Raw genomic sequence first — 24819 nt, 5'->3', positions numbered from 1 at the left:
ACGTGGTAGGCGTAGCAATGAGCCAGGCGCTCTTCCTGTCTGGCTCATTGCGGAAGCCATCCACCACCGCCGAAGTGGGGTCAACGATCGCCCCACTTACACTGCCAGTCAAACTACTACCTCTGCACAAAACAAGGAAAAGTAAGGGGGCGCAAAAACAACTACCCACCATCGTATCCTACTTACTTATACGAACACCTTCCCTGTGTACTCTAAAAACAACTATCTGAACTGCCCTACACCCCATCCACCACTGCCGAAGCAGGGCCAATGACCGTCCCACTTACTTCCTCCACCAAAACATAACTCTCACAAAAAGAACTATCCCTTAGAAGTACCAACTTCCAAGAGATAGCTCATTTTTAATCAGATAATCCGTCCCACTTCCTGCGACTGGCTCTCCAAATCAGCAGCCGACGACGCAATCGAGCGGAAGTCATTCATAGCAATTTCGATTTCATTCTGACACTGCACAATATTTTGCTGCGCCAATGAAGTACCTTGTGAAATCACACCAATATCCTCCGTGATCGTTTCAATGCCTTTACGCACCTCGACGATGGAATCCTGTACATTACCTGAAAGTTTCCGAACTTCTTTTGCCACCACATCAAACCCACGTCCGTATTCTCCAGCTCGTGCCGCTTCAATCGCTGCATTCAAAGCCAATAAATTGGTTTGGCTCGCGATCGCGCGTATGGTCGTCACGATGCCTTGAATATCTTGAGAGTGAACTTCTAGATTTTGTAATGAACTCGTGTTCTGTTCAGAGACAGCGGCTATCCGCTCGATCATGGTCAATAATTCCGTACTTCGATTCATTCCAGCATTTGCTTGTTGGGTGAGGTCTTCTGCCATTTTATGCATCTCATTGACGACTTCAACGATGGCATTTTGTCGTTCTGTAATGTCCGTCGCGATTTTTGTAACCCCGATCACTTTTCTATGCTTATCATCCAAAACCGGCATATATGTTGCTTCAAGCCACACTGCAGACCCATCTTTACGTTTACGTTCGATTTTGCCTTGATAGCTAATGCCCTTGTTGAAATCTTGCCATTGTTTTTCATAGGCATTACTTTCAAGGAAACTATCGAAGCAAAGTTTTTCATGCTTCATTCCAATCATTTCTTCTGGCTCGTAGCCAACCGTATGGGCGAAGTTTTTGTTTACATAGGCGATACGACGGTTCATATCAAAACGAATGATGGCCAAATTGTCTTCTAAAGCTTGTACGACTAACATATCGGTTACTTGATGTTCGGTAGATTGTACCATGAATACAGCTCCTTTAGGCTTACAAATGTTTATGAAAGCTCTTTCATCTATTAAACCATAGAGTCTAATGAAATGGCATAGACTGTAAAAATATATTTTGAATGTGTGTCTATAATTCAAAATCCCTACTGGCAAGTAATAAATCAAGGTGTGCATGTTTTCAACTTGCTGGAATTTCGGCTATACTAAGAACATAAGCAATTTGAAGATTGGATGTGCAACGATGAGTCATTTAGTAATAGAGAAATTAACTAAAACAGTTGGAGAGAAAACACTTTTTAAAGATGTGGAGTTTAATTTGAAAAGCGGCGACAAGATAGGTTTAATTGGGATTAATGGTACGGGGAAATCTACGTTGTTATCTATACTTGCTGGACAGGGAAGTGCGGATACGATCACTATGGATCATCCGAATAAATTCCGTGTAGCCTATTTGCCTCAAGAACCGATTGTCAATCCGGACTTAACGGTAATGGAAGCGGTATTTGAAAGCGATGCGCCTGTTATTCGTACAAATCTTAATTACGAGCATGCATTGCAACTGCTTACTGAAGATTCTTCAAATGAAGAGTATCAGGAACGTTACTCATTTTATCAAAATGAAATGGATGCAACGGGTGGTTGGGATTTAAATGCATTGGCACGTACTATATTAATGAAGCTTGGTATTGAGACATTCGATAAGAAAATGGGCGAATTATCAGGTGGTCAACTGAAGCGTGTCGCCCTCGCTAAAGTGTTAATCGAACCAGCAGATTTATTGTTACTAGATGAGCCTACGAACCACCTGGATGTTGCGTCAATTCAGTGGTTGCAAGATTTCTTACAAAATGTTCAAGGGGCAGTTTTATTTGTTACACACGATCGATACTTCTTGGATCAAGTGGCTACGCATATTTACGAATTAGCTGACAAAACCCTTTATTCGCATACAGGAAATTATGCTGATTATTTGGAGTCAAAAGCACTGCGTGAAGAGATGTCAGCTGCTTCGGATCAGAAAGACCGTAATCGCTATCGTAGTGAATTGAAATGGATTCGCCGTGGTGCTAAAGCGCGTTCGACGAAACAGAAAGCGCGAATTGACCGCTTTGATGATCTTCAAGCGAAAGTGAAGCAGACCGATGAGTCACTCGACTTTGAAATGGATTTACAAACGACACGTCTTGGTAAAAAGGTGTTGGAAATTAATAATATTACGAAACGATTTGACGATAAAGTTATTTTAAATGGTTTTTCTGCTATTCTACAAGCGAAAGAACGTATTGCGATTATCGGACCGAATGGTGTAGGCAAGACGACACTTCTTCAAATGCTAGATGGAACGACCATGCCGGACAGTGGAGAAGTCGATACAGGCTCTACCGTAAAGATTGCTCATTTCCATCAGCATTTACCACCAATGAAGGAAAATCAGCGGATTATCGAATATATTCGTGAGACGTCCAATGATATTGAATCAGGAGACGGTGAGCGATTGTCTGCGACGCAAATGTTGGAGAGATTCTTATTCCCTTCCTCTGCACACGGAACGCCAATTGGTAAATTATCAGGTGGGGAACGTAAACGTCTCTATCTATTGAAGTTATTAATGGAGCAGCCGAACGTTTTACTGCTGGATGAGCCGACGAATGACTTAGATCTCGAAACACTTTCAGTTTTGGAATCATTCATTGATACGTTCGCTGGAGTAGTCGTTACGATTTCCCACGACCGTTTCTTCTTGGATCGGATCTCACGTAAGCTGTGGATTTTAGACGGCTCAGGTGAAATCGATGTACGCCTTGGTCTGTATTCGGACTATCTCGATGAAAAGAATACAAAAGACGTGAAGCCACAAGCTAAAGTTGCGACTGCTGTTCCGACTCCAGAAGTTAAAGAGCCTAAGAAGAAAATGACTTACGCTGAAAAAAAGCAGTTCGAAACCATTGAGTCGGACATAGAAAAGTTAGAAGAAAAAATAGCAGAAACGGAACAACAGATGACGACTACAGGTTCAGATTACGATCAGCTTCGTCAACTTGATGAACAGCTGGCCAACCTGAATCAGCAATACGAGGAATTAGTCGAGCGCTGGTCTTATTTGCAGGAATTAGCTGATTAATTATATTGGAGGAGATTTTCTTGAAAATCAAATCGATTGAACCGACACCAAGTCCAAATTCCATGAAAATTGTTTTAGATACCCCTTTACCTGATGGAACTAGTCATAACTATAAGAAGAAAGATGAAGCACAGGCACCTGAGCCGATTCGTTCTCTTTTGGCTATTCAAGGAATTAAAGGAATCTATCATGTATTAGACTTTATGGCAGTAGAGCGAATTGGAAATGTTGCGTGGGAATCCATTCTTGCCGAAGTACGTTCCGTTTTAAATGAAGGCGGCGAAACGACAACGCAAGCCGAAGAACAAGAGATAGATGAGCACTTCGGGGAAGTCTATGTTCATGTACAGACATACAAAGAGATTCCGTTACAAGTGAAAGTATTCAATAGTGATGAGGAATCTAGATTTGGATTAAGTGAACGTTTCATTCAAGCAATGGAAAGCGTTCACCATTCCGAGGTAGAAAACTATATCTTACTTCGAAAATGGGCAGATTACGGAATCCGTTACGGAGAATTGCAAGAAGTAGGCGAGCAAGTGGTTTTAGAACTTGAAGCTGCATATCCTGAAGCGCGATTGCATGAGCTTGTGAAGAAAGCGGAAAAGGCAGACGAGGAAACCATAACTCGTGGAAAGAAAGTGACAGTATCGGAATTTATCGTTCCGGAATGGGAAACACGCTTCCGATTGCTTGATCAAATGCCGGATCCAGACGAGTCAGACTATCCCGTATTGATGATGGCACTGAAAGACGAGAAAACGTCGATCCGCAGACTCGCTACAGTGTATCTCGGTATGATTGAAGATGAAACCGTCATTCCGTATATCGAAAAAGCATTAGAAGACAAAAGTTGGGCGGTCCGCCGTACAGCTGCAGACTGCATGAGCGACCTTGGCTATGTTGGTTTTGAAGCTGCGGCTATCCGTCTGCTACAAGATAAAAACAAGTTGGTCCGTTGGCGTGCAGCTATGTTCCTCTATGAATCCGGAACAGAACAAGCCTTGCCTGCACTGCATGAAGCAGAAAATGATAACGAGTTTGAAGTGAAACTGCAAGTTCGTATGGCGATCGCAAGAATTGAAGAAGGCGAAGAAGCAAAAGGTTCAATCTGGCGCCAAATGACCGAAAGAACTAAATAAACTACTCTAGTCCATGAAGATTCATTATGAATCTTCATGGACTTTTTTATAGAATTGTTGACAGAGAATTCAAACGGGTTTATGATAGAGGTAGATATTCGGAAAGTCATTCCGATAATCGTGAAAGTATATATTTTGTGGGAGTAGAAGAATGGAGGGTTTTACATGTTTAAATTAGCTATTGAAAACACAGATGCGCTAAGACCGGCATCTGAAGTAATGGACATCCAACGACTTGGCGTAATGCGCTCAACAAGTCTCAGCTTTTTGCGCATTTTAGTTCGTAAAATGATGCGTGAAGCTTGGGAAATTGAGCAAACAACTTTTGATATAAACGATGAAGGTTACGGTGAAGCGCTTTATAGTATTACTACCCCACAAGGACAGTATACATTTGTCGCATTATCCCGTGAGATCAGTGAAGAAACTCGAAGCGATCGAGTCATTTCTGAAAGATGGGATGTTACATTTGCACTTTGCGATGGAGCGATTTCCGATAAAAAATTAAAACGAATGAAACAAGAACTTCCGAAACAGGAAATGGGCCGAGGAGATGTCACGGATCTCGTATGGTCGAGAGCGAATAAGAGCCAACGTGTTTTTTCTCATGTAGTGGAAGCGCTATCTCAAGGTAAGCAGCCTGATGCAGAAATCATTTACGATATTGGCTATCTATTCCGTACAACTGCAGTCTATGGAAATGGTAAATTTGGAATTGCACCTTATGAACATATGAAAGATAATCATACGTTTAGTGGCGCCTATCTATCTCAAATGTTTGCTGTCTATATGTTGCGTCACTTCAGTTTTGATCTGGTGGAACATATTGCGCGCAAAAATAATCCACAAGCAACTACATTAAATCCTGAAATTAAAAAACTATTCGGGACGGGGAATGCAACAGGACTTGGAATGGTACCTTACTTGATCTCCCATCCAAAACTTCTCCATCAGTGGATGTGGATTCGTGAAGTAGCATTGGCTCGTGCAAAGAAAATGAAACCAACAGCAGATGATTGCAAGCGCTTCATTGAGAAACTACAACAAGTTCATACGTTCTTTGAAGACGCTCCCATTCCGAATATGGAAGTATTTAATAATCCAAGGGACTTGGCAACAGAAATCGGAGAGATTTCCAAGTTAGTAGAAGATGTTTGTCACACAATAGAGCATTCCAATCATGAAGTAGGCAGACTGTGGTTGGAGCTAACGGAAAAAGTACAAGCCAACTACACTATGGAAGCACAGGAATTGATTAACTCAGAACTGATTGATCTTTATCCAGAAGTAATCGTCGACTTAGAGCATCAGACGAATGCGGACGATGGTCTTCATTTGATACCTGAAATGTCTATTGGTTCATTGCGTGAAATTATTCGAAAACAATATCAGTGGGCGTTTCAGTACGATTTCACAAAACCTGAATCAAGACATTATTTCTGGTACCGTTCTGCTGAAAAGGAAGAACCGCGTATCGGAGAACGTGGAGTTGATCCGGGTGATGAGTTGTACATGCCGATGAATATTGCAGAACAAGTACAGCAACTAGCTACGGAAATAGAGGTCTGTGATGATGATCTGAAAGTAGCGGCATTCTTACTGAAAAAGCCGGAGCTAAGAGGGATTGTTAGAAGAATCCAATCGTTGGACGGTCTCGAGTATGGTGAGATACAAGCGAACCTGACAGGAAAAGATCTACTTCCGGTATATCTATTGCGTTGTAAACTAGCGATATATGGTGCTGAACGGTATGATCCGAAGTCCAATCGTTGGGTACGGATTACGCTATTCCAAGGAGCACCGCTAGTTGAAGAAATTGGAACTACTTCATTCGAAGATGATTGGTTCTATCCATTATTACCGAAAGCGGAGGAGATCAAATGACTGTTGATATGAGAGATATGATTGTAATAGATGCTTTAGAATTAAGTAAATGGGACCGCGATTTTGTCATTATGCTACAAAAAGGTGGCGTAACAGCTGTTCACGCTTGTGTAGGACTATGGGAAAACGCTCGTGAAACGTTGACGAAAGTAGCGGAATGGCATCGCTTTTTTAAAGAAAATGACGATTTAATTCTACCGGTGAAAACGGGAGCCGACATTGATGAAGCAAAACGTAGTGGTAAACTCGGAATCATGTTGGGTGCACAAAATACATCCGCTTTAGAAGACGAGTTAGGCCTCGTATCTGTATTCAATGAGATGGGCGTTAAGATCATGCAACTGACGTATAATAACCAAAACTTGATCGGTAGTAGCTGCTATGAAGAGACAGATCCAGGCCTTTCACGATTCGGCAAAAATGTCATCAAGGAAATGAACCGTGTAGGTATGGTTATTGACTTGTCGCATGTCGGAACGAAGACATCCCTTGATACATTAGCACTTTCAAGTCGTCCTGTAGCTATTACACACGCTAATCCAGATTGGATCTATCCGTCGAAACGTAACAAGTCAGAAGAAATTCTTACAGCATTACGTGATAACAAAGGGGTACTTGGAGTTTGTGCATATCCTCATTTAATCAACGGAGCGGATACGAAATTGGAAGAGTTCTGCGATATGATTGCCCGTACAGTTGATTTCATGGGGATTGACCATGTAGGAATCGGAACGGACTTAACGCATAATATGTCTACAGACTTCCTAGCGTGGATGCGTATGGGGCGCTGGACACACGAAATCGATTACGGTGCAGGTTCGAAAGCGAGTCCAGGATGGCCGGATTGGCCGGAATGGTTCCAGACACCAGACGATTTCCCGAATATCGCAAATGGATTAGAAGCTCGCGGTATGACACATGAAGAAATTTCCAAAATTATGGGCGGCAACTGGCACCGGTTCTTTACGGAAGGGTTCAAGTCTGAGAAGGAGTTGGCGAAATGCGTGTCTCTCACTTAGAATTATATACTCACTGCAAGAAGATCTTCCAAGCGCTCGGAGTTCCTTATGGGTATGCGGAAGAAGGAGCCGAAACCGTAGCGAATGCGGAGTTCCTAGGGTTGTATGGCTTACAGCAACTTTGGGATGAATTACCGGCTTTGCAAGGTGAAATAGAAGAAATCGAAATACTGAATGAATCTAATAGCGTAACGGTGATCGATGGCGGAAAGCAAAGCGGTATGTTGCTTGGAAAAGCATGCGCTGATTATTTAATTGCACGCTTAGAAGACCAATCGTCAGTAGCGGTCTGTGTACGTGATACACGACCGTCACGTGTTCTCGTGCAGCAAGCGATGTATATCTCGCGAAAAGGACATGCGAGTATCATTTTGTATAAGAAACCCAGTCATTCTTCATTGATTATTTCATCACCTAATTACATGTATCCGATCATGATTCATAAGCGTGATAATGAAGATATTATAGAAGGTATAAATAAAGAATTGGGGCTGACAGGTGACAATAAACTGAAGTTACCTTCCGTCACAACGAGGTTTTGTATGTTCGGTACTACTAAGGTCGAGGAAGTCGACGAAATAATAGATCGGTTCGAGAACACAATAGACACGAAATATATTTTAACAACGACAGACGATTTTGAACAGAGATGGGAATCATCTTGGCAGTTTGGAACGGAAGTTAGCCGAGAATTATGGTTAGACTTGAACGAGACAGGCAAGCGTATGTTAGTGGAGTCTACTGATCAATCGCGTGAACGCGGCGCAGGAGAAATGGCATAACGAACTAAATTTATTAGCTGGAGGAGAATATACATGATGACAGTTACAAATGAAGTGAAAGTATTGAAGAACTATATTAACGGTGAATGGGTAGAAACTTCTGGTACAGATATGTTGGAAATCAGAAACCCTGCGAATAAAGACGAGCTAGTTGTAAAAGTTAAGCAATCTAATGCTGACGATGCGCAAGCAGCTATCGATGCAGCAGCAAAAGCATTCCCAGAGTGGAGCAAAACACCATCTCCTGCAAGAGGTGAATATCTATATAAAATTGCAGCCATCATGGAAGCAGAAGCAGATGAAATTGCACGCATTATCGTTCAAGAAGAAGGAAAAACATATGCGGATGCATTTAAGGAAGTAAACTATGCAGCGGGCATCGTGAAGTTCTACGCAGGAGAAGGTCGTCGCATGACAGGACGTATCGTTGAATCAGACATGCCAGGCGTTCAAATCGAATTGCATAAAGAAGCACTAGGTGTTGTATTAGTTGTTACACCTTGGAACTTCCCATTGTCAATTCCAGCTTGGAAAATCGCACCTGCCATTCTAAGCGGTAATACAGTTGTGTTGAAAGCTTCATCTGAAACACCATTAACAGCACAGAAGTTCGTCGAAATCGTTGAAAGAGCTGGCGTTCCTGCTGGGGTTGTTAACCAATTAGTAGGACCGGGTCGTCTAGTAACAGAAATGATCAATCATCCTGCAGTAAAAGCCATTACATTCACAGGATCAAACCGTGTAGGTAACTTGATTTATAAAGAAGCAGCAAAAGATATGAAGCGTGTATTGCTTGAAATGGGTGGTAAGAACCCATTGCTCGTCATGGAAGACGCAGACGTGGATGCAGCTGTTCAACTTGCAGTAGCAGGTGGATACGGTCAAACAGGTCAAGCTTGTACAGCAACTAGCCGCGTACTCGTGCACAAAGATATTCGTCAGGAGTTCACGGATAAGCTAGTGGAAGCTTCTAAGAAAATTAAGATCGGTAACGGTATGGACGAAGGGGTAACTATGGGACCTCAAGTTAGTGACGGAGAGCGTCAATCAACACTTGATTTAATCGAAAAAGCGAAAGCTGAAGGCGGAGAAATCTTAACTGGTGGCGGTATTCCTGAATTCGAAGGTTCGGATAAAGGATACTTCGTAGAACCGACAGTAATTAGCGGCGTGAAGACGGAAATGACGATTGCACAGGAAGAAGTATTCGGTCCTGTTATTAGCATCATCGAAATCGAGTCGATTGACGAAGCGATTGAAGTAGCTAACGACGTAGCATTCGGCCTGTCTGCAGCGATCTGCACACGCAACTTGACATACATGAACCGTGCGTTGAATGAAATTCAAGCAGGTATTGTTAAAGTGAACATGACAACGACAGGTACGTTCTTCCAAGCACCATTTGGCGGATATAAGCAATCAAGTACTGGAACTTACAAGGAACTCGGCAGTGAAGCGGTTGAATTCTATTGCCAGAACAAAACACGTTATATCAACAGCAACTAAGTTAGGGTAGACAAAGAAGAGGAATAGAGCATTCATTCCTCTTTTTTTCTATTCAACGCGTAAAAGGAGTTCATGAAAATGACTAAGACACCAGAAGTATCATCCACAGTAGTGCGGGCCATATCCGTGATCAACTATTTGAACGACGTATCGGGTCCACAAGGTGTCAGTGATATAAGTAAAGGTCTTGGTTTATCGACAACAATCGTGCATCGCTTGCTTACAACATTGAAACTAGAAGGTATGGTATTTCAGGATCCTCGTTCAAAACTATATTCATTAGGTACAATCTTTTTGGATTATGCCAATAAAATTTTGACGGAAATGCCTATTGCACCCGTCGTAGAACCATGGCTTATGTCATTGCGAGATGATACTGGAGAGACAGTTGGATTTTATATGCCTACAGGGCAAATGCGTATTTGTGTACTGGAGTATGAAAGCCAGCAAGAAATCAGACGCACAGTTGGAATCGGTAAACGATTGCCGATTCATATAGGTGCAAGTGGACGGGCTATTCTCGCTTTCCAGCCACCTGAATTACAGGAAAGATTACTAGCTTCGCTACGCGTGGAGGAAAGAAACGAGCTAGAACAGATTTTAGATGAAGTTAGAAAACAAGGCTATTCAACGAATGAAGAAGAAATCAATACAAATGTTGCTGCGTTGTCGGCACCAGTTTTTGATAAGCAACATCGAGTAATTGGTGCTTTATCTGTTTCAGGGCCCATGTTCAGATGGAATCGCAAAACGATGGAACCGCATATAGCCACATTACTTGCTGCCACAGAAAAAATAAAGAATGCATTATGAAAAGGATGGGATACAAATGAGACCAGAAGACAAATTACAAGAACTAGGATTGGAACTACCTGAAAAACGTGCAAAAGGTGGAAATTACATATCTTGTGTACGCTCAGGTAATCTTTTATTTTTATCCGGTTCATTATCGTATGACGTAATTGGTAAAGTAGGCGATACTCTGACAATTGAAGAAGGTTACGCGGCATCAAGACAAGCTATTCTTTTCGCACTTTCTACGATTAAAGAAGAAGTTGGCGAGCTGTCGAACGTGACAAAGTTCGTTAAATTGCTCGGCATGATTAACACTGCGTTCGATTTTACTGGACAAGCAAAAGTTATGAACGGTGCTTCGGATTTACTTGTTGAGGTATTCGGTGAAGATGTGGGCGCACACGCACGTACTGCAGTAGGCATGATGTTACCACGTGGTGCTGCTGTTGAAATCGATGTTATTGTGGAAGTGAAATAATAAAGTGGAGAAAACTTCTCCGCTATACATAAAGTAAGCGGTTACAAGCGATCGCAACTTAGAGGAGGCAAGACTTTGAATAAGTATGAATCAAAAACGGATCGTCCCGTATTATTTATTAGCGGCGGATTGCTTGTAGCTTTTGTCGTGGCGTCATTCATTAACTTGGATTTCGTGGCAAATATGGTAGATTGGACATTTGCATTCGCTGTAAAATATTTTGGAGCGTTTTGGCAAATATTATTAATGGGTACATTTTTTATCGCGCTATTCCTGGCATTCTCAAAGTACGGGAAGATACGCTTGGGTGGAATGAATGCGCCAGAAATCGGTTATTTCAAATGGCTAGCAATGATTATGACGACGTTGCTTGCAGGGGGTGGCGTTTTTTGGGCCGCAGCAGAACCGATGTATCACTTTTTAGATCGACCTCCACTTTTCACAGAAGCTGTATCCGGAACGGAAAGTGCTATTATCCCAGCATTCGCTCAATCGTATTTGCACTGGGGGTTCCTTGCATGGTCGATACTTGGTACGTTAGGGACGATTGTGCTCATGTATGCTCATTATTCTAAAGGTATGCCGTTAAAGCCACGTACATTGCTTTATCCAATCCTCGGTGAAAAGATCATGCGTAAAAGTGTTTTAGGGACTACTATTGATGCATTTTCCATCATTGCAGTAGCTGCCGGTACAATTGGGCCGATTGGATTTCTTGGTCTGCAGGCCGCTTATGGAATGGAAGCTTTATTCGGCGTACCGAATACGTTAACGACACAGATTCTTATCATTATCGGTGTCGTAGCAATTGCTACTGTTTCAGCTGTAACGGGATTACGCAAAGGAATTCAATTCCTGAGTAATTTAAATGTAATCATTACATTGATATTAATGGTGGCAATTCTGATATTGGGACCAGGTGGATTTATTATCAATACGTTCATTTCATCATCGGGTGTCCATCTTCAAGAATTCTTTGGCATGGCTACATTCCGGGGGGATTCTAGTTGGCTTGGATCATGGACAATCTTTTTCTGGGGCTGGTTCCTCGGTTATGGACCGATGATGGCAATCTTTATCGCTACGATTACACGCGGACGTACAATTCGCGAGTTAGTATTAGCGGTATCCATTACGGCACCAATTGTTACAGCATTTTGGTTCACTACTGTCGGAGGTGCAGGCATATTTTATGAACTCGCACAGCCAGGCGTAATATCAGAAGCGCTAAATACTTCGGGTATGCCTGCGGCGATGATAGCCATTACCGAGCAGCTGCCATTAAATATGGTAATTGGACCATTATTCCTCCTTGTAACCATATTATTCGTTGTCACAACAGGGGATTCCATGGCGTATACGATTTCCGTTGCGATTACGGGGGACGGACATCCGCCTAAAACTATGCGCGTATTTTGGGCAGTCATCATGGGTGCGGTTGCGAGCGTACTATTAATGATAAGCGAAGGCGGAGTGGAGGCAATCCAATCATTTATTGTAGTGACAGCCATACCGGTCTCACTCTTACTATTACCTACATTTTGGGCTGCTCCAAAAGCTGCTAAGCTACTATACGCAGAACAATTTGGTGAGGAAGCGACAGCGGAAAATGTAGAAATCAATTCTACAAAGAAAAAGAAAAACGAAGCAGTAAGCGACGAAATAAACTAAACGGAAGACCCATAATAGTCTGAAATTCACCTTGTCTACTAGGCAAGGTTTTTTATATGTGACATTCATCTAAAACAGTATACATTTAGTAAGGACTAAAGGTATACTGTTAATCTAATCATAAATTACTAGGAGGACCAATAAAGTGAAGAAGTCTGCAAGTATTGCGATGAAACTCTCAGGATTAATTATCGCGTTATTCTTATTACTGTTTTTAGTCTACTCAGTCGTTACAAGTGTCATGCTACATAAGCAAAGTATTAAAGACGCCGAAGAATTTGCATTGGAAAGTGCAAACAAAAGTTCACTCGTACTGAGTGTGAAATTAAAAGAAACGAATGAAATGCTACGTACAACTAGTCATATACTAGAAACACTACAAGCGACAGGTGATATGCATCCCGATGAAATCATTCAAATTATCAAGAACAATTTACAGAAGAATGATGACGCAACAGGTATGGCAGCTGTAGTTAATCAGTCTGCATTCTCTGAAGAGGAAGTAATACCCAAAAATCTTCTTGATGAAAATCAGCAATTCATTCCTTATATCTTTAAGAAAGACAATACGACTGATGTTGAACCATTAAGTGGAATGGACGATCCCACAGCGAATAGCTGGTATACTGTTCCGAAAAATGAAGCACGCTCCATTTTGACGGAACCATATGCATATGAAACGAACGGTCAAACGATTCTCATGACTACTATTTCGGTACCATTGATAGATGCGGCAGGAAATTATTTTGGTTTGTTGACTACCGACCTATCAATTGATTTCTTGACAGATGTAGTAAAAACCATTAAACCAGAAGGCGGTTATGCTTCTATTATTACCGATGCTGGTTTTATTACGGCAAATAGCTTGAAGCCTGAATTGAACGATACCAATATGGCAGATGCGATTGATTGGAACTCTGCTAAAGTCGTACTCGATAAAGGCGAACTGACAAGTACTTATGTAGACTCCCAAAGTTTAGGAGAACAAGCATTTAACGCTTTTGCACCTATCAACTTACGAGATATTAATGAAAAGTGGACAGTACAAACTGTGACACCAAGATCGGTTATTCTAGACACATTCAATACCATCTTATGGATTACAATTATCTCAGCTATTGTGATTGTTTTGATGATGTCAATCGCATCGACAGGATTTATTTACCGCCAATTAAGACCTTTAAAAACGTTGCAGAAATCAATGGAAACAGCTGCTGCAGGAGACTTAACTATGATGGTAGATGAACAGAATCTACACCGTGATGAGATAGGATTAGTATCACTCGCTTATAATGATATGCTGCGCCAGACTAATGCAGCCTTGCAAACAGTCCAGCAGTCTTCGGTTCAATTAAGTGATTCATCATCGCAAGTGACACATGCTTTTGAAGAGCTTGTAGCTGCGAACCAAGAAGTGTCGGTAGCGACAGATGAAATTGCACAAGGCGCATCCAAGCAATCCGAAGATACAGAAGTGACAAGCTTACGAATTTCAGACCTGGCAGACCGCATGGATCACATCCATACTATGTTCATGACGATGAACCAATTATCTACTGATGCATCTAATTCTTCGGGAAATGGAATGTCGGAAGTGAGAAAACTGCGTGATCATAATACGGCAGCAAATGAAATGAATAAAAAAGTACAACTTCAAATCCAGACGCTGACAAATAAGATTTCATCTATTAATCAGGTCATTCAAACATTGCATGATATTACAGCGAGTACGAATCTGCTAGCGCTCAATGCAAGTATTGAAGCAGCACGTGCGGGTGAAAGTGGTAAAGGATTTGCAGTGGTTGCCAATGAAGTACGTCAGCTAGCGGAGCAATCTCGCAGAGAAACAGAAGTCATTCAAGAAACTGTAAAAGAAATTTTATCGGAATCACGTCAGACGGTTGAAGTTATTGATCTAAACATGAAATCAATGGATGGTCAAAATCAGTCCGTTACGGACACCGAAGAATCCTTTGTACAAAATGCAAGTATCACCGATCAAATACGCGAGTCAATTACGGAACTATCCGAGAAACTTGCTGAAATGATGGAATACAAAGATGAAGCTATTTTGGCCATCCAAAATGTTTCCGCTATTTCAGAGGAGACGGCCGCATCATCTGAACAAGTGAGTGCATCAGCTGCCGCGCAACAAGGCGAATTAGAAAATGTGGCGGACTCTACGAATCAGATGAATCAAATTGCAGGAGAATTACGAAATGTTGTGGATCGATTTAAATTATCATAATGAATAATATGAAAAACAGAAGTGGCATTGTCCACTTCTGTTTTTATCTGTCTATGTACATTGTTACATAAGTTTTGTATCGTAAATAAACAAGGAAATAGAATAAAAGACTTACTAATATTACATGAGAGAGTTGAAGCCAAATGGTACGTTTATTTAAAAGAGATAAAAAACAACTAGCAACAGATAAAGACCAACATCCCGCACAGTATAGTATCGGTAGTATATCGTTAGAAAAACACCCTGATATAAAACAACAACTGCGGATGATTAATCTAACAGAGTCAGATTTGAAGTATCTCTCCTGTATGCAGGGGCAAATACAACCTGTATTACCTATGATGACGGATCGTTTCTATCAAGCAATGGATGGACAACCTCAACTTCTGCATATTATTGCGGAACATAGTAGTATGGATCGCTTGAAAGGTTCCTTGACAAAACATATGCAGTCAATATTTCGAGGGACGATTGATGAAAGCTATTTGAAGCAAAGACGAATTATCGCGAAGGTCCACGTACATATCGGTTTGGAGCCGAAATGGTATCTAGCAGCAGTTGAATCATTGTATGAAGAATTTTTCTCTTTTATTGAACAACAAGACATGCCCAAGAAAAGACAATTTAGTACATTGCGTGCTTTTATGAAGGTTATGAACTTTGAACAACAGTTAGTTTTGGATGCGTATGAAGAAGAAAATGCATTGAATCGACAAAAGGTTGAAGAATCAAAAGAAGTAGTGAAGAATCAAGTATTGAATACGTCCCAGAATCTAGCAGCAATTAGTGAGCAGACGAACGCGTCGACAGAAGAGTTATCCGATAAAGCACGTATGCTAGAAAATATGACGATACAAAACCTTCATTTTATTACGGAGACAGAAAACACTTCATTGGCGGGGAAGGAACTAGTGGTCACTCAATCTGAACAATTTGCGCAAATAGTCGAACATATGGCAGATTTTACTACTCGGATGAAGGCGCTACATCATTCTTCTGAACAAATTCAAGGTGTAGTGACGCTTATTACTTCCATAGCCGACCAAACAAATTTACTTTCATTGAACGCCGCAATTGAAGCAGCACGCGCAGGGCAACACGGCAAAGGGTTTGCTGTAGTTGCGGCTGAAGTGCGAAATTTGTCGACAGAAACGAAACAAGCGATTGGTAAAGTGACCGGCATGATTGAGGAGACCAAAACGAATATCACTGAGATGGCAAATTTTATGAAAATGATGGAAAAGCTGATTCAAGTAAGTGCAACAGAAAACGAACTAGTGACGCAATCCTACGATGAGATTGTTCAAGCGGTAACAAGAATGAAAGTACAAACGGATGAATCACGAGTATCCATTGAAAATACTGTTCAGATCTTGGAAGAAATCAATCAAGCAATTGAAATAATCGCCCATTCTTCAGATGGGTTAATTCAGTTAGCGGAAGACTTATAAACTAGAATGTCATTCTAGTATGCATACTGCTCGTCATTTGGTACACTGAGCAAATAATAAAATCATTATGAAGGCGGGTGTATCGATGGAAGAAGCAGCACTAATTAGCATTGTAGCCATTTTAGCGCTCGGTATTTTCTCGCAATGGCTAGCGTGGAAAATCCAATGGCCATCTATTTTCATCATGTCGATTGCGGGCTTACTAATAGGTCCGATTATGGGGTGGGTGAATCCAGAAGTTGCTTTGGACGAGCTGTATAGTCCGCTCATTTCACTAGCCGTAGCAATTATTTTATTTGAAGGAAGTTCCAATCTAGACTTTCGGGAAATAAAGGACATTTCGAAGTCTGTTTTCCGAGTTGTTACATTGGGTGCATTTTTAGCATGGATTTTAGGTTCGTTTACAGCACACTACATTGCGGGATTGACGTGGGAAGTGTCGTTCATCATTGGAGGCCTATTTGTCGTAACGGGTCCAACGGTCATTATTCCGTTATTACGCAATGCAAAGTTAAAAGCGCGAACCGCGGCCGTACTAAAGTGGGAAGGGATTATCGTAGATCCTGCTGGTCCGTTGCTAGCGTTGTTTGCTTATGAAGTGATCAAAGTATTGACGAATGATCATTTATCGATGAATTACTTATTAAACTTCTTTGGTGGTGCTGCACTTGCTGCACTTCTAGGATTAGCAATGGGATTATTGATTAGCGTCATGGCGAATAGAGGTCAGTTTCCTGAGTACTTGAAATCACCCGTCATTCTGGCGTTTGTGCTGCTGTGCTTTACGATGGCAGAAGTCATTATGCACGAAACAGGAATGCTTGCCGTAACGGTTATGGGACTTGTTTTAGGTCGCTCAAAGCGCTATGTTTCATCTATTGGAAACGTCGGTCATTTTGTTGAAAATGTGTCCGTCATGTTGACATCTACAGTCTTTATTTTATTAACAGCTTCGCTCGCAAGAGAAACGATTGCGCAGATCTTTACATTACCCATTATAGGATTCGTGTTGGTTATGCTGTTTGTTGTTCGACCATTATCGATATGGATTTCGACGATTGGTACCGAACTGGTCTGGCGAGAGAAGTTGCTTATTGGCTGGATTGCGCCTAGAGGAATTGTCGCATTGACTGTTGCGGGTTATTTCGCTTCGACACTTGCAGAAGATGGTTATGAAGAAGCTACTTTGCTGACAGCATTGACCTTTGCTCTGGTGTTTATTACGGTTACTGCGCATGGATTTACGTTAGGACCGTTAGCGAAAAAGTTGAACTTGGCAAGTAATGAACCGCCAGGCGTGCTCATAGTAGGCGCGAGTAGTTTTTCGATTCAATTAACTATGCAATTAAAAGAGATGAATATTCCGGTATTGATAGTCGATCCTTCACAAGGACGTTTACGCCCTGCGATTGAAGCAGGAATTGACACGTTCATGGGGCAGATGTTATCGGAACGATCAAGATTTTCTATTGATTTGGCACCGTATGATACGATTTTGTCGATGACTGGAGATGCGTCGTATAACGCATTGATCACGCAATCGTTTGCGCCAGAGTTTGGGTTTAACAACACTTTTTCTCTGACAGCTGTTTCCAATCATACGATGAGTAAGTCGGCATTGCCGATTTCGCTGAAAGCTCATTTGTTGTTCGAAGAGGGGGCTACGTTCCCAGAGCTAAACCGCAAGATTAATACGGATTATGAAATTGGTTTGTTCGAGTGGGAAGGTACGGATACTGATTTAGTGTTTAAGGAGATTATTCCGGAGACGGCGACTGCGTTGTTTGTGAAGAAGAAGAATGAGACATTGGTATTTGCTACGCTTCAGAAGAAGATTTCGTTGGATGCTGGTGATCAGTTGGTGGTGTTGAAGTTAAAGCAGGGTGTTCCGGCTAATTCTTAAGTAAGTAGGGCTGTCAAAGTGAGTTTCTTGCTTTGATAGTCTTTTTTTCTTGGGGTAGGGGCGTTGTTCGACGTTACAGATAGATTGGATCGTTGCTCGAGTTTGGCTTGTGCATGGAAAGTAGTGAAGGCCTTGCTTTGGACTCGCGCAGGCACGTGGGGGATTGCCTCCAGCCATGAGCCAACTAGCGGTGGGGCTGCTAGTTGTCTCACGGCCACGGCCGACCCCGCAGTTGTGCCTGCGCTGCTGAGTACTTACCATGTCAGGTTGTGGTTTATAGAAGATGAAAACCAGTGACTGGGTGGTACAATTCTTCGTTTTGGCAAAGTCATTAGGAGATAGATTGGATCGTTGCTCGACATGGGCTTGTGCATGAAAAGTAGTGAGGGTCATGTTTTGGACTCGAGCAGGCACGTGGGGGATTGCCTCCAGCCATGAGCCAACTAGCGGTAGGGCTGCTAGCTGTCTCATGGCCACGGCCGACCCCGCAGTTGTGCCTGCGCTACTAAGTACTTACCAAGTTTGGTTGTGGTTTATAGGAGATAAAACCAGTGACTGAGTAGTACTAGTTCCTATCCTAGCAAAAGAAGAATCAGAACTGCCCTACACCTGATCTAACGAAGGCGGCTGCCAGTGGTCGGCGTAGTAATGAGACAGCCAGGTGCACTTCCTGTCTGGCTCATTGCGGAAGCCATCCACCACCGCCGAAGTGGGTCCAATGATCGCCCCACTTACACTGCCAGTCAAACTACTACCTCTGGACAAAACAAGGAAGAGTAAGTGGTTGCAAAAACCACTACCTACCATCGTATCCTACTTACTAGTACAAACAAATAATCCGTGTACTCGAAAAACAAGTACCTGAACTGCCCTACACATTATCTAACGCAGGCGGCTGCACGTGGTAGGCGTAGTAATGAGACAGCCAGGCGCTCTTCCTGTCTGGCTCATTGCGGAAGCCATCCACCACCGCCGAAGTGGGGCCAATGCCCGCCCCACTTACATAGCCAGTCAAACCACTACCTCTGCACAAAACAAGGAAAAGTAAGGGTTTGCAAAAACAACTACCCAACATCGTATCCTACTTAACTTTACGAACAAATTACCCGTATACTCAACCCAGTCACCAGCACTACTCCCCACTACGCACATTCAACACAGTTAATTCTTCACTATTCTTCAACAACTCAATAAAAACCTGCAACGCCTTCGTTTGGAAAGGGGAATTCGTCACAATCGAAAAATGACGTTTGAATGGCGTTCCCTTTATAGACAACGCCTTCATATCACCGTAGTGTAACTCTTTTTGGATCGCCCACTGCGACAGCAAACTCACGCCAAGACCTGCCTCCACGGACTCTTTAATCGGTTGCGTACTACTAAACTGCATAATACGTTTCGGATAAAATCCTGACTGATAGAAGAATAGTTCTGCCGCTTCGCGCGTACCTGATCCTTCTTCGCGCAACAGCCAAATATCATCTTCTAACTCAGTAATGGGTCGACGTCCTTTTTTCTGTGCAACTGGATGATCGACGGAAGTGACGACGTACATTTCATCTTCTGCAAAATCTTCATTCTGCAAAGGCGCGGCTTCTTTGAAGTGTCCTTCGATCAGGCCGACATCGAGCTGGTGGGTGATGACTAGTTCCGCAATGTCTGCTGTATTGCCAATCGTCACCTGCGGTTCGATCAATGGATAATCCGCGACAAGCTTGGACAAGATGTGTGGAAGAACATACTCTCCAAACGTATAACTGGCACCGATCGTAAGTGGACCACTTGCTTTGTTAGCTAAATCATCAACTAAATTCTGCATTCTAGAATACAATCCGATGATTTCTTTCGCGTGATGATAGACAATTTCTCCGGCTTGATTGAGCCGCACGTATTTATTGGTCCGCTCAAGTAGTCGAACACCAATGGATTCTTCTAATGAACGAATATATTGACTGACAGCGGGTTGTGTCATATGCAGTTCTTCCGCAGCTCTTGAAAAGTTCTTTTTCTCGGCTACTTCGATGAATACTTGCAGTTGCTGGTCGATGGGAAAGCAACTCCTTTCCGTGTATAACGTTTTACTTATCATACCTATTATAAATTGTTATTTCACTTATAGCGAATGGTTTTATATACTTGTGACAGGAGGTGATGTCATCGTGGTTACTTCAAAGATGATTCAAAAACGTCCATCCAAATGGGTGTCGTGGATCGGCGGAATAGCATTTACATTCTTCATTGCATTTTTAGGTTATTTATTAGCAAAAGTACCAGGTTTCGATCATATCGGACAACTGGCATGCGCAATTATTATCGCGGTGGCATATCGTCAATTTTTCGGTTATCCTGAAATAATTCGAAGTGGGATCGCTTTTTCATCGAAGCGTTTACTACGTGCTGCTATCATTTTATACGGCTTGAAATTAAATATAGATACAGTTTTAAGTGACGGTCTTGGTTTACTTGTTCGAGATGTAGGGGTCATCATTTTTGCTATCTTCATGACGATCTGGCTCGCTAAAGTATTTAAAGCAGATAAAAATATTTCCTTGCTCTTAGGGGTCGGAACAGGGGTCTGTGGCGCGGCTGCCATTGCTGCAGTTGCACCAATCATTAAGGCAAAAGATGAAGATACCGCAATTGGTGTAGGAATTATCGCGTTAATGGGAACTGTGTTTGCGATTGGCTATACCATTTTACGTCCAATCCTTCCGCTTGATTCAATCGAGTACGGAATGTGGGCAGGTATCAGTTTACATGAAGTGGCGCACGTTGCATTAGCTGGTGCACCCGCAGGAGAAGACGGTTTAGCTATAGCTTTACTAGCCAAACTCGGTCGTGTATTCCTATTAGTACCGCTCTGCTTTATCTTGATCTTCATAATGAAACGCAAAAACAAAGATACTGACGAATCGGGTGCTAAAATTGAGTTCCCATGGTTCTTAGTAGGATTTATTATCTTAAGTGTCCTTGGAAGCTATGTATTCGGACATTCTATTCCTGTATCTGACAACGTAATGGAAGGTGTTTTCACGCTGACCACATGGCTACTGACAGCGGCTATGGTAGGACTTGGACTAAACGTCAGTTTACGAGACTTAAAAGATCGTGCGATGCGTCCGCTAGCTGCCATGACAGTAACATCCATATTACTATCCGTCATCGCGTACTTTATTATTTAATAGATTATTTCAATGAAGGCCAGCAGGAGAGAAAATCTCTTTTAAGCTGGCTTTTTTGTTGACTTTATTTAGTCCACCCCCTAAACTATTAATTATTGGTTTAGGGGGTGGACTACTTTGAAAGATCAACTTCAAGAAGCAGTAGAATTATTTGAAGAAGTTATAATTTACGGAACGGAACATGTTGTGAAAAATTTGGATGTACCGATCTGGAAAGACTACTCTCCAGAACAAATCCAAGTACTAAAAATTCTTTCTGCCTATGGCTATCTATCTAGTGGACAATTGGCGGAAATTCAAGGAGTACATAAAAGTGCCATTTCGACACGTCTTAAGAAACTCGTCGAGAAAGATCTTGTCCAGTCAGAAAAAGATCCAAACGATCAGCGGATCAATCGAATCTCACTGACTGCAAAAGGTCTTGAAGTACTGTCTGTTTCAAATGCAGCAATATATGATAGTATCGAAAAATTGTTCGAAGATCGAATAGACGAACAAGAACTGGAACAATTCATTGAAACATTCCGTAAATTAAAATCAATTTTAGTAACGAGGGGGAGATAACGGGTGAAAACTGTGTTGAAATTCAAATGGCCTATAGCGATAGGATTAGTTGTGTTGACTGTCGTCCTATTCATACTTGCACCTGATTTGGCGAAGCAAGCAGAGAAGGCGGGATCATTCCAATTGCTCGATTCGGCAGATTCGCAAAAGGCTGCGCAAATGCTAGAAGATGCAGGGCAAGCAGATGAAACGATTTCGCTAGTATATGATTTAGAAAAAGCAGCAGATCAAACAAAGAAAAAAGAAATTTCAGCTGCAGCTAAAGAAATTAAGAAAGTTAGTAAAATCGTAACAGATGTCTTAGATCCATTTGAAAGTGAAGAAATGGAAGGACAACTCGTTTCAAAGGATAAGAAAACCGTCTTGCTTCCGATTACTGTAGACGGTACACAAGAAGAAATTATTCAGTTAGCAGAGAAAATCGAGAAAGATATTGTGTCAAAAGATGATAAAGTCTATATGACAGGCGAAGCCATCATTAATAATGATGTGAATGAGAGTGCACAAGAAGGATTGAAAAAGACGGAATTGATTACCGTTGTATTGATATTTGCTCTTTTGCTCATCGTGTTCCGCTCGATTATTACTCCATTCGTACCGTTAGTGGCGGTGGGAATTGCCTATTTATTGAGTCAGTCATTCGTGGCATTTTTCATCGACTGGTTTGGATTCCCTGTCTCGAACTATACACAAATATTCTTAGTGGCGATTTTATTCGGTCTTGGGACAGATTATTGTATTTTGTTGCTAAGCCGTTATAAAGAAGAATTACTCGCAGGTCATGAAGTAGAAGAAGCGATTATTAACACCTATAAAACGGCAGGTCGTACACTATTTATCAGTGGACTTGCAGTATTTATCGGTTTCGCAGCAATCGGTTTTGCAGATTTCCCGATATTTAAGTCAGCAGTTGCAGTAGCTGTGGGAATTGCCGTATTAATGCTCGTTCTATTCACTGTTGTACCATTATTGATGTCTATATTAAAAGACAAGTTATTCTGGCCAGCTAAAGGTGCTGCTTCTCATAAAGACAGTAAATTATGGATTGCATTCAGTAAAGTATCCGTCATGCGCCCACTACTTTCCATGTTAATTGTAGCGATCATTACGGTTCCGCTACTGTTGACGTATGACAATGATCTCTCATTCAATACAGTAGATGAAATTGATGGAAGTAAAGAATCTGTCATTGGGTTGAATCTCATTTCTGATGCATTCGGTGAAGGGGATTCACTGCCTGTGCAAGTATTACTGAAGAAAGATTCTCCAATTGTTAAAGAAGGAGACGTTACGTATTTAGAAGCCATTTCTCGCGATTTAGAGAAAGTAGATGGCGTGAAAAGTGTCCGTACTGTTACACGTCCGACCGGTGAACTATTAGAAGACTTATATGTAGATCACCAAATTGGCTTGATGGCGGACGGCATGCAAGAGGCGAATGATGGAATACAGGAAATACGTCTAGGATTGGCAACTGTACAATATAATTTGCGAGATGCAGCTAACCAACTACCTTCCGGTGGAGCGGGTGGCGGTAGTGGATTAATCCAAGCAGCAAATGGTATTGAGCAAATTAACGGTCAGCTCGCTCAGATTTCCGGCGGCTTACAGCAAGGGTTGCCTGCAGCACAAGCAGCTGGTGGATTAAATGCATTAGGAAATGAATTGGATAAGATCAGTAGCGGTATCGCAGGAGCTGGATCACAAATTAACCAAAGCGGTTCACAAATCGGCCAATTAAAAGGTGGTTTGAAACAGCTAGGTAGTGGCGTGAAAGCTTCGAAGGACGGGTTGGCTGAAGTGACAACAGGTCTTCAGGAGATTGCCGATATGCTCGCTGATATGGCGGATACGAAAAGTGTGCGCGATACGGGGTTATTCATTCCTAAAGGAACGCTTAATAATGAAGAGTTCACTCCAGTGATCGATCGTTACACATTCGACGATAAAAAAGGAATCTTGATGGAAGTCATACTGGAGGAAAATCCTTATTCACGTGAAGCGATTTCTACGGTTCATGATATTAAAGATTCTGTGAAGCGTTCCGTTATCGACACACCATTTGAAGATGCGGATTTAGCGTTCAGTGGTATTTCAAGTATTAACTCGGATTTAAATGATATATCTTCGGCTGACTTTACGCGTACAGTAGCGATCATGTTAATTGGATTGTTCATTGTGTTATTCATTTTATTCCGTTCGGCAATCATGCCGCTTTATATGATCGGTTCGTTACTTCTGACATATTATACGGCGATTTCGATTACGGAACTGATTTTTGTTAACGGTCTAGGTTATGACGGTATCAGTTGGGCTGTTCCATTCTTCGGATTCATCATGCTCATTGCGCTCGGTGTAGACTACTCGATCTTCTTGCTCGATCGTTTCCGTGAAGAGAGTATTGGAGGCATGAAAATCAAAGAAGCATTGATGTATTCAATGGCGAAAATGGGTACAGTTATTATTACGGCAGCCGTAATCTTAGCAGGAACATTCGGTGCCATGATGCCTTCAGGTGTTTTGAGTCTCGTACAAATTGCAACTATCGTTATTTCAGGATTATTGCTATACGGCTTAATTATATTGCCATTGCTCATTCCGGCAATTACGGTTTCATTCGGACGAGGTGTCTGGTGGCCGTTTAGAGGATAAAGTATGGACACTCAGTTGTAATGGCTGAGTGTCTTTTTGTGCGCCCAGCATGGGCGCAGTCTATAGGGTGCAAGTCCCGAACTGTGAAGGCGGAAGTAACAGTTAGCTTAACGCAAGGGTGTCCGTGGTGACGCGGAATCTGAAGGAAGCGAGCGGCAAA

The 24819-nt window shown here is 42.0% G+C and carries 21 protein-coding genes; 19 read left to right on the top strand and 2 right to left on the bottom strand.

All coding sequences use genetic code 11. The features are described from left to right. Positions 1-366: 366 nt before the first annotated feature. Positions 367-1278 carry a methyl-accepting chemotaxis protein gene (locus tag Q7P97_RS05835; RefSeq protein WP_303967839.1) on the bottom strand — a complete coding sequence of 304 codons (912 nt, stop codon included), beginning with the start codon at positions 1276-1278 and terminating at the stop codon, positions 367-369. Between the two features lie 223 nt (positions 1279-1501). Between Q7P97_RS05835 and Q7P97_RS05830 the strand changes: the two genes are divergently transcribed. From Q7P97_RS05830 to Q7P97_RS05755, 16 genes are all read left to right on the top strand, one after another. Further along, the gene (locus Q7P97_RS05830) at positions 1502-3382 is read left to right on the top strand and encodes an ABC-F family ATP-binding cassette domain-containing protein (protein WP_303967837.1); all 1881 of its coding nucleotides are present in this window, start codon (positions 1502-1504) and stop codon (positions 3380-3382) included. Between the two features lie 20 nt (positions 3383-3402). Beyond that, positions 3403-4524, top strand: a complete 1122-nt coding sequence (locus Q7P97_RS05825) for a virulence factor (RefSeq protein ID WP_303967834.1) — start codon at positions 3403-3405, stop codon at positions 4522-4524. Between the two features lie 165 nt (positions 4525-4689). Continuing rightward, positions 4690-6408 (top strand): hypothetical protein, encoded by a 1719-nt coding sequence (locus Q7P97_RS05820; protein ID WP_303967831.1) that lies wholly within the window; start codon positions 4690-4692, stop codon positions 6406-6408. Next, positions 6405-7427, top strand: a complete 1023-nt coding sequence (locus Q7P97_RS05815) for a membrane dipeptidase (RefSeq protein ID WP_303967828.1) — start codon at positions 6405-6407, stop codon at positions 7425-7427. Before Q7P97_RS05820 ends, Q7P97_RS05815 begins: the two co-directional genes overlap by 4 nt. Beyond that, a complete protein-coding gene (locus Q7P97_RS05810) occupies positions 7409-8209 on the top strand; it encodes a DUF3726 domain-containing protein (protein WP_303967825.1) in 801 nt (266 codons plus the stop codon). The genes Q7P97_RS05815 and Q7P97_RS05810 overlap by 19 nt, the downstream gene beginning before the upstream one ends. A 33-nt stretch (positions 8210-8242) precedes the next feature. After that, positions 8243-9715, top strand: coding sequence for an aldehyde dehydrogenase family protein (locus tag Q7P97_RS05805; protein WP_303967822.1), 1473 nt, complete (start codon positions 8243-8245; stop codon positions 9713-9715). 78 nt (positions 9716-9793) lie between these two features. Then, positions 9794-10528, top strand: coding sequence for an IclR family transcriptional regulator (locus Q7P97_RS05800; protein ID WP_303967819.1), 735 nt, complete (start codon positions 9794-9796; stop codon positions 10526-10528). Between the two features lie 16 nt (positions 10529-10544). Continuing rightward, positions 10545-10988 (top strand): RidA family protein, encoded by a 444-nt coding sequence (locus Q7P97_RS05795; RefSeq protein WP_099626267.1) that lies wholly within the window; start codon positions 10545-10547, stop codon positions 10986-10988. Between the two features lie 75 nt (positions 10989-11063). Further along, positions 11064-12659, top strand: coding sequence for a BCCT family transporter (locus tag Q7P97_RS05790; protein WP_303967815.1), 1596 nt, complete (start codon positions 11064-11066; stop codon positions 12657-12659). Positions 12660-12804: 145 nt separating this feature from the next. Beyond that, positions 12805-14907: a methyl-accepting chemotaxis protein gene (locus tag Q7P97_RS05785; RefSeq protein ID WP_303967813.1), complete on the top strand. Its 2103-nt coding sequence runs from the start codon at positions 12805-12807 to the stop codon at positions 14905-14907. A 143-nt stretch (positions 14908-15050) separates the two neighbouring features. After that, positions 15051-16358 (top strand): globin-coupled sensor protein, encoded by a 1308-nt coding sequence (locus Q7P97_RS05780; RefSeq protein ID WP_303967810.1) that lies wholly within the window; start codon positions 15051-15053, stop codon positions 16356-16358. Between the two features lie 85 nt (positions 16359-16443). After that, the gene (locus tag Q7P97_RS05775) at positions 16444-18261 is read left to right on the top strand and encodes a cation:proton antiporter (protein WP_303967807.1); all 1818 of its coding nucleotides are present in this window, start codon (positions 16444-16446) and stop codon (positions 18259-18261) included. Between the two features lie 63 nt (positions 18262-18324). Continuing rightward, positions 18325-18558 carry a hypothetical protein gene (locus Q7P97_RS05770; protein WP_303967805.1) on the top strand — a complete coding sequence of 78 codons (234 nt, stop codon included), beginning with the start codon at positions 18325-18327 and terminating at the stop codon, positions 18556-18558. 94 nt (positions 18559-18652) lie between these two features. Next, positions 18653-18820, top strand: a complete 168-nt coding sequence (locus tag Q7P97_RS05765; protein WP_303967802.1) for a hypothetical protein — start codon at positions 18653-18655, stop codon at positions 18818-18820. Between the two features lie 74 nt (positions 18821-18894). Next, positions 18895-19041, top strand: a complete 147-nt coding sequence (locus tag Q7P97_RS05760; RefSeq protein WP_303967800.1) for a hypothetical protein — start codon at positions 18895-18897, stop codon at positions 19039-19041. A 121-nt stretch (positions 19042-19162) separates the two neighbouring features. Then, a complete protein-coding gene (locus tag Q7P97_RS05755; protein ID WP_303967798.1) occupies positions 19163-19309 on the top strand; it encodes a hypothetical protein in 147 nt (48 codons plus the stop codon). 84 nt (positions 19310-19393) lie between these two features. Here Q7P97_RS05755 and Q7P97_RS05750 read toward each other — a convergent pair whose 3' ends face one another. Further along, complete coding sequence (locus Q7P97_RS05750) at positions 19394-20308, bottom strand: LysR family transcriptional regulator (RefSeq protein ID WP_303967844.1); 915 nt, start codon at positions 20306-20308, stop codon at positions 19394-19396. Between the two features lie 127 nt (positions 20309-20435). Between Q7P97_RS05750 and Q7P97_RS05745 the strand changes: the two genes are divergently transcribed. The 3 genes from Q7P97_RS05745 to Q7P97_RS05735 all read left to right on the top strand — a co-directional run bounded on the left by Q7P97_RS05745 (position 20436) and on the right by Q7P97_RS05735 (position 24659). Further along, positions 20436-21443 carry a YeiH family protein gene (locus tag Q7P97_RS05745; protein WP_303967841.1) on the top strand — a complete coding sequence of 336 codons (1008 nt, stop codon included), beginning with the start codon at positions 20436-20438 and terminating at the stop codon, positions 21441-21443. Between the two features lie 117 nt (positions 21444-21560). Then, a complete protein-coding gene (locus tag Q7P97_RS05740; protein ID WP_099625947.1) occupies positions 21561-22007 on the top strand; it encodes a MarR family winged helix-turn-helix transcriptional regulator in 447 nt (148 codons plus the stop codon). A 3-nt stretch (positions 22008-22010) separates the two neighbouring features. Then, positions 22011-24659, top strand: a complete 2649-nt coding sequence (locus Q7P97_RS05735; protein ID WP_303967796.1) for an MMPL family transporter — start codon at positions 22011-22013, stop codon at positions 24657-24659. The last annotated feature ends 160 nt before the right edge of the window (positions 24660-24819 follow it).

The sequence above is a fragment of the Sporosarcina ureae genome, from assembly GCF_029267015.1.
Taxonomy (GTDB): domain Bacteria; phylum Bacillota; class Bacilli; order Bacillales_A; family Planococcaceae; genus Sporosarcina; species Sporosarcina ureae_D.
Note: the sequence above shows the minus strand (reverse complement) of the source record. Positions and strands in the feature narration are given on the sequence as shown.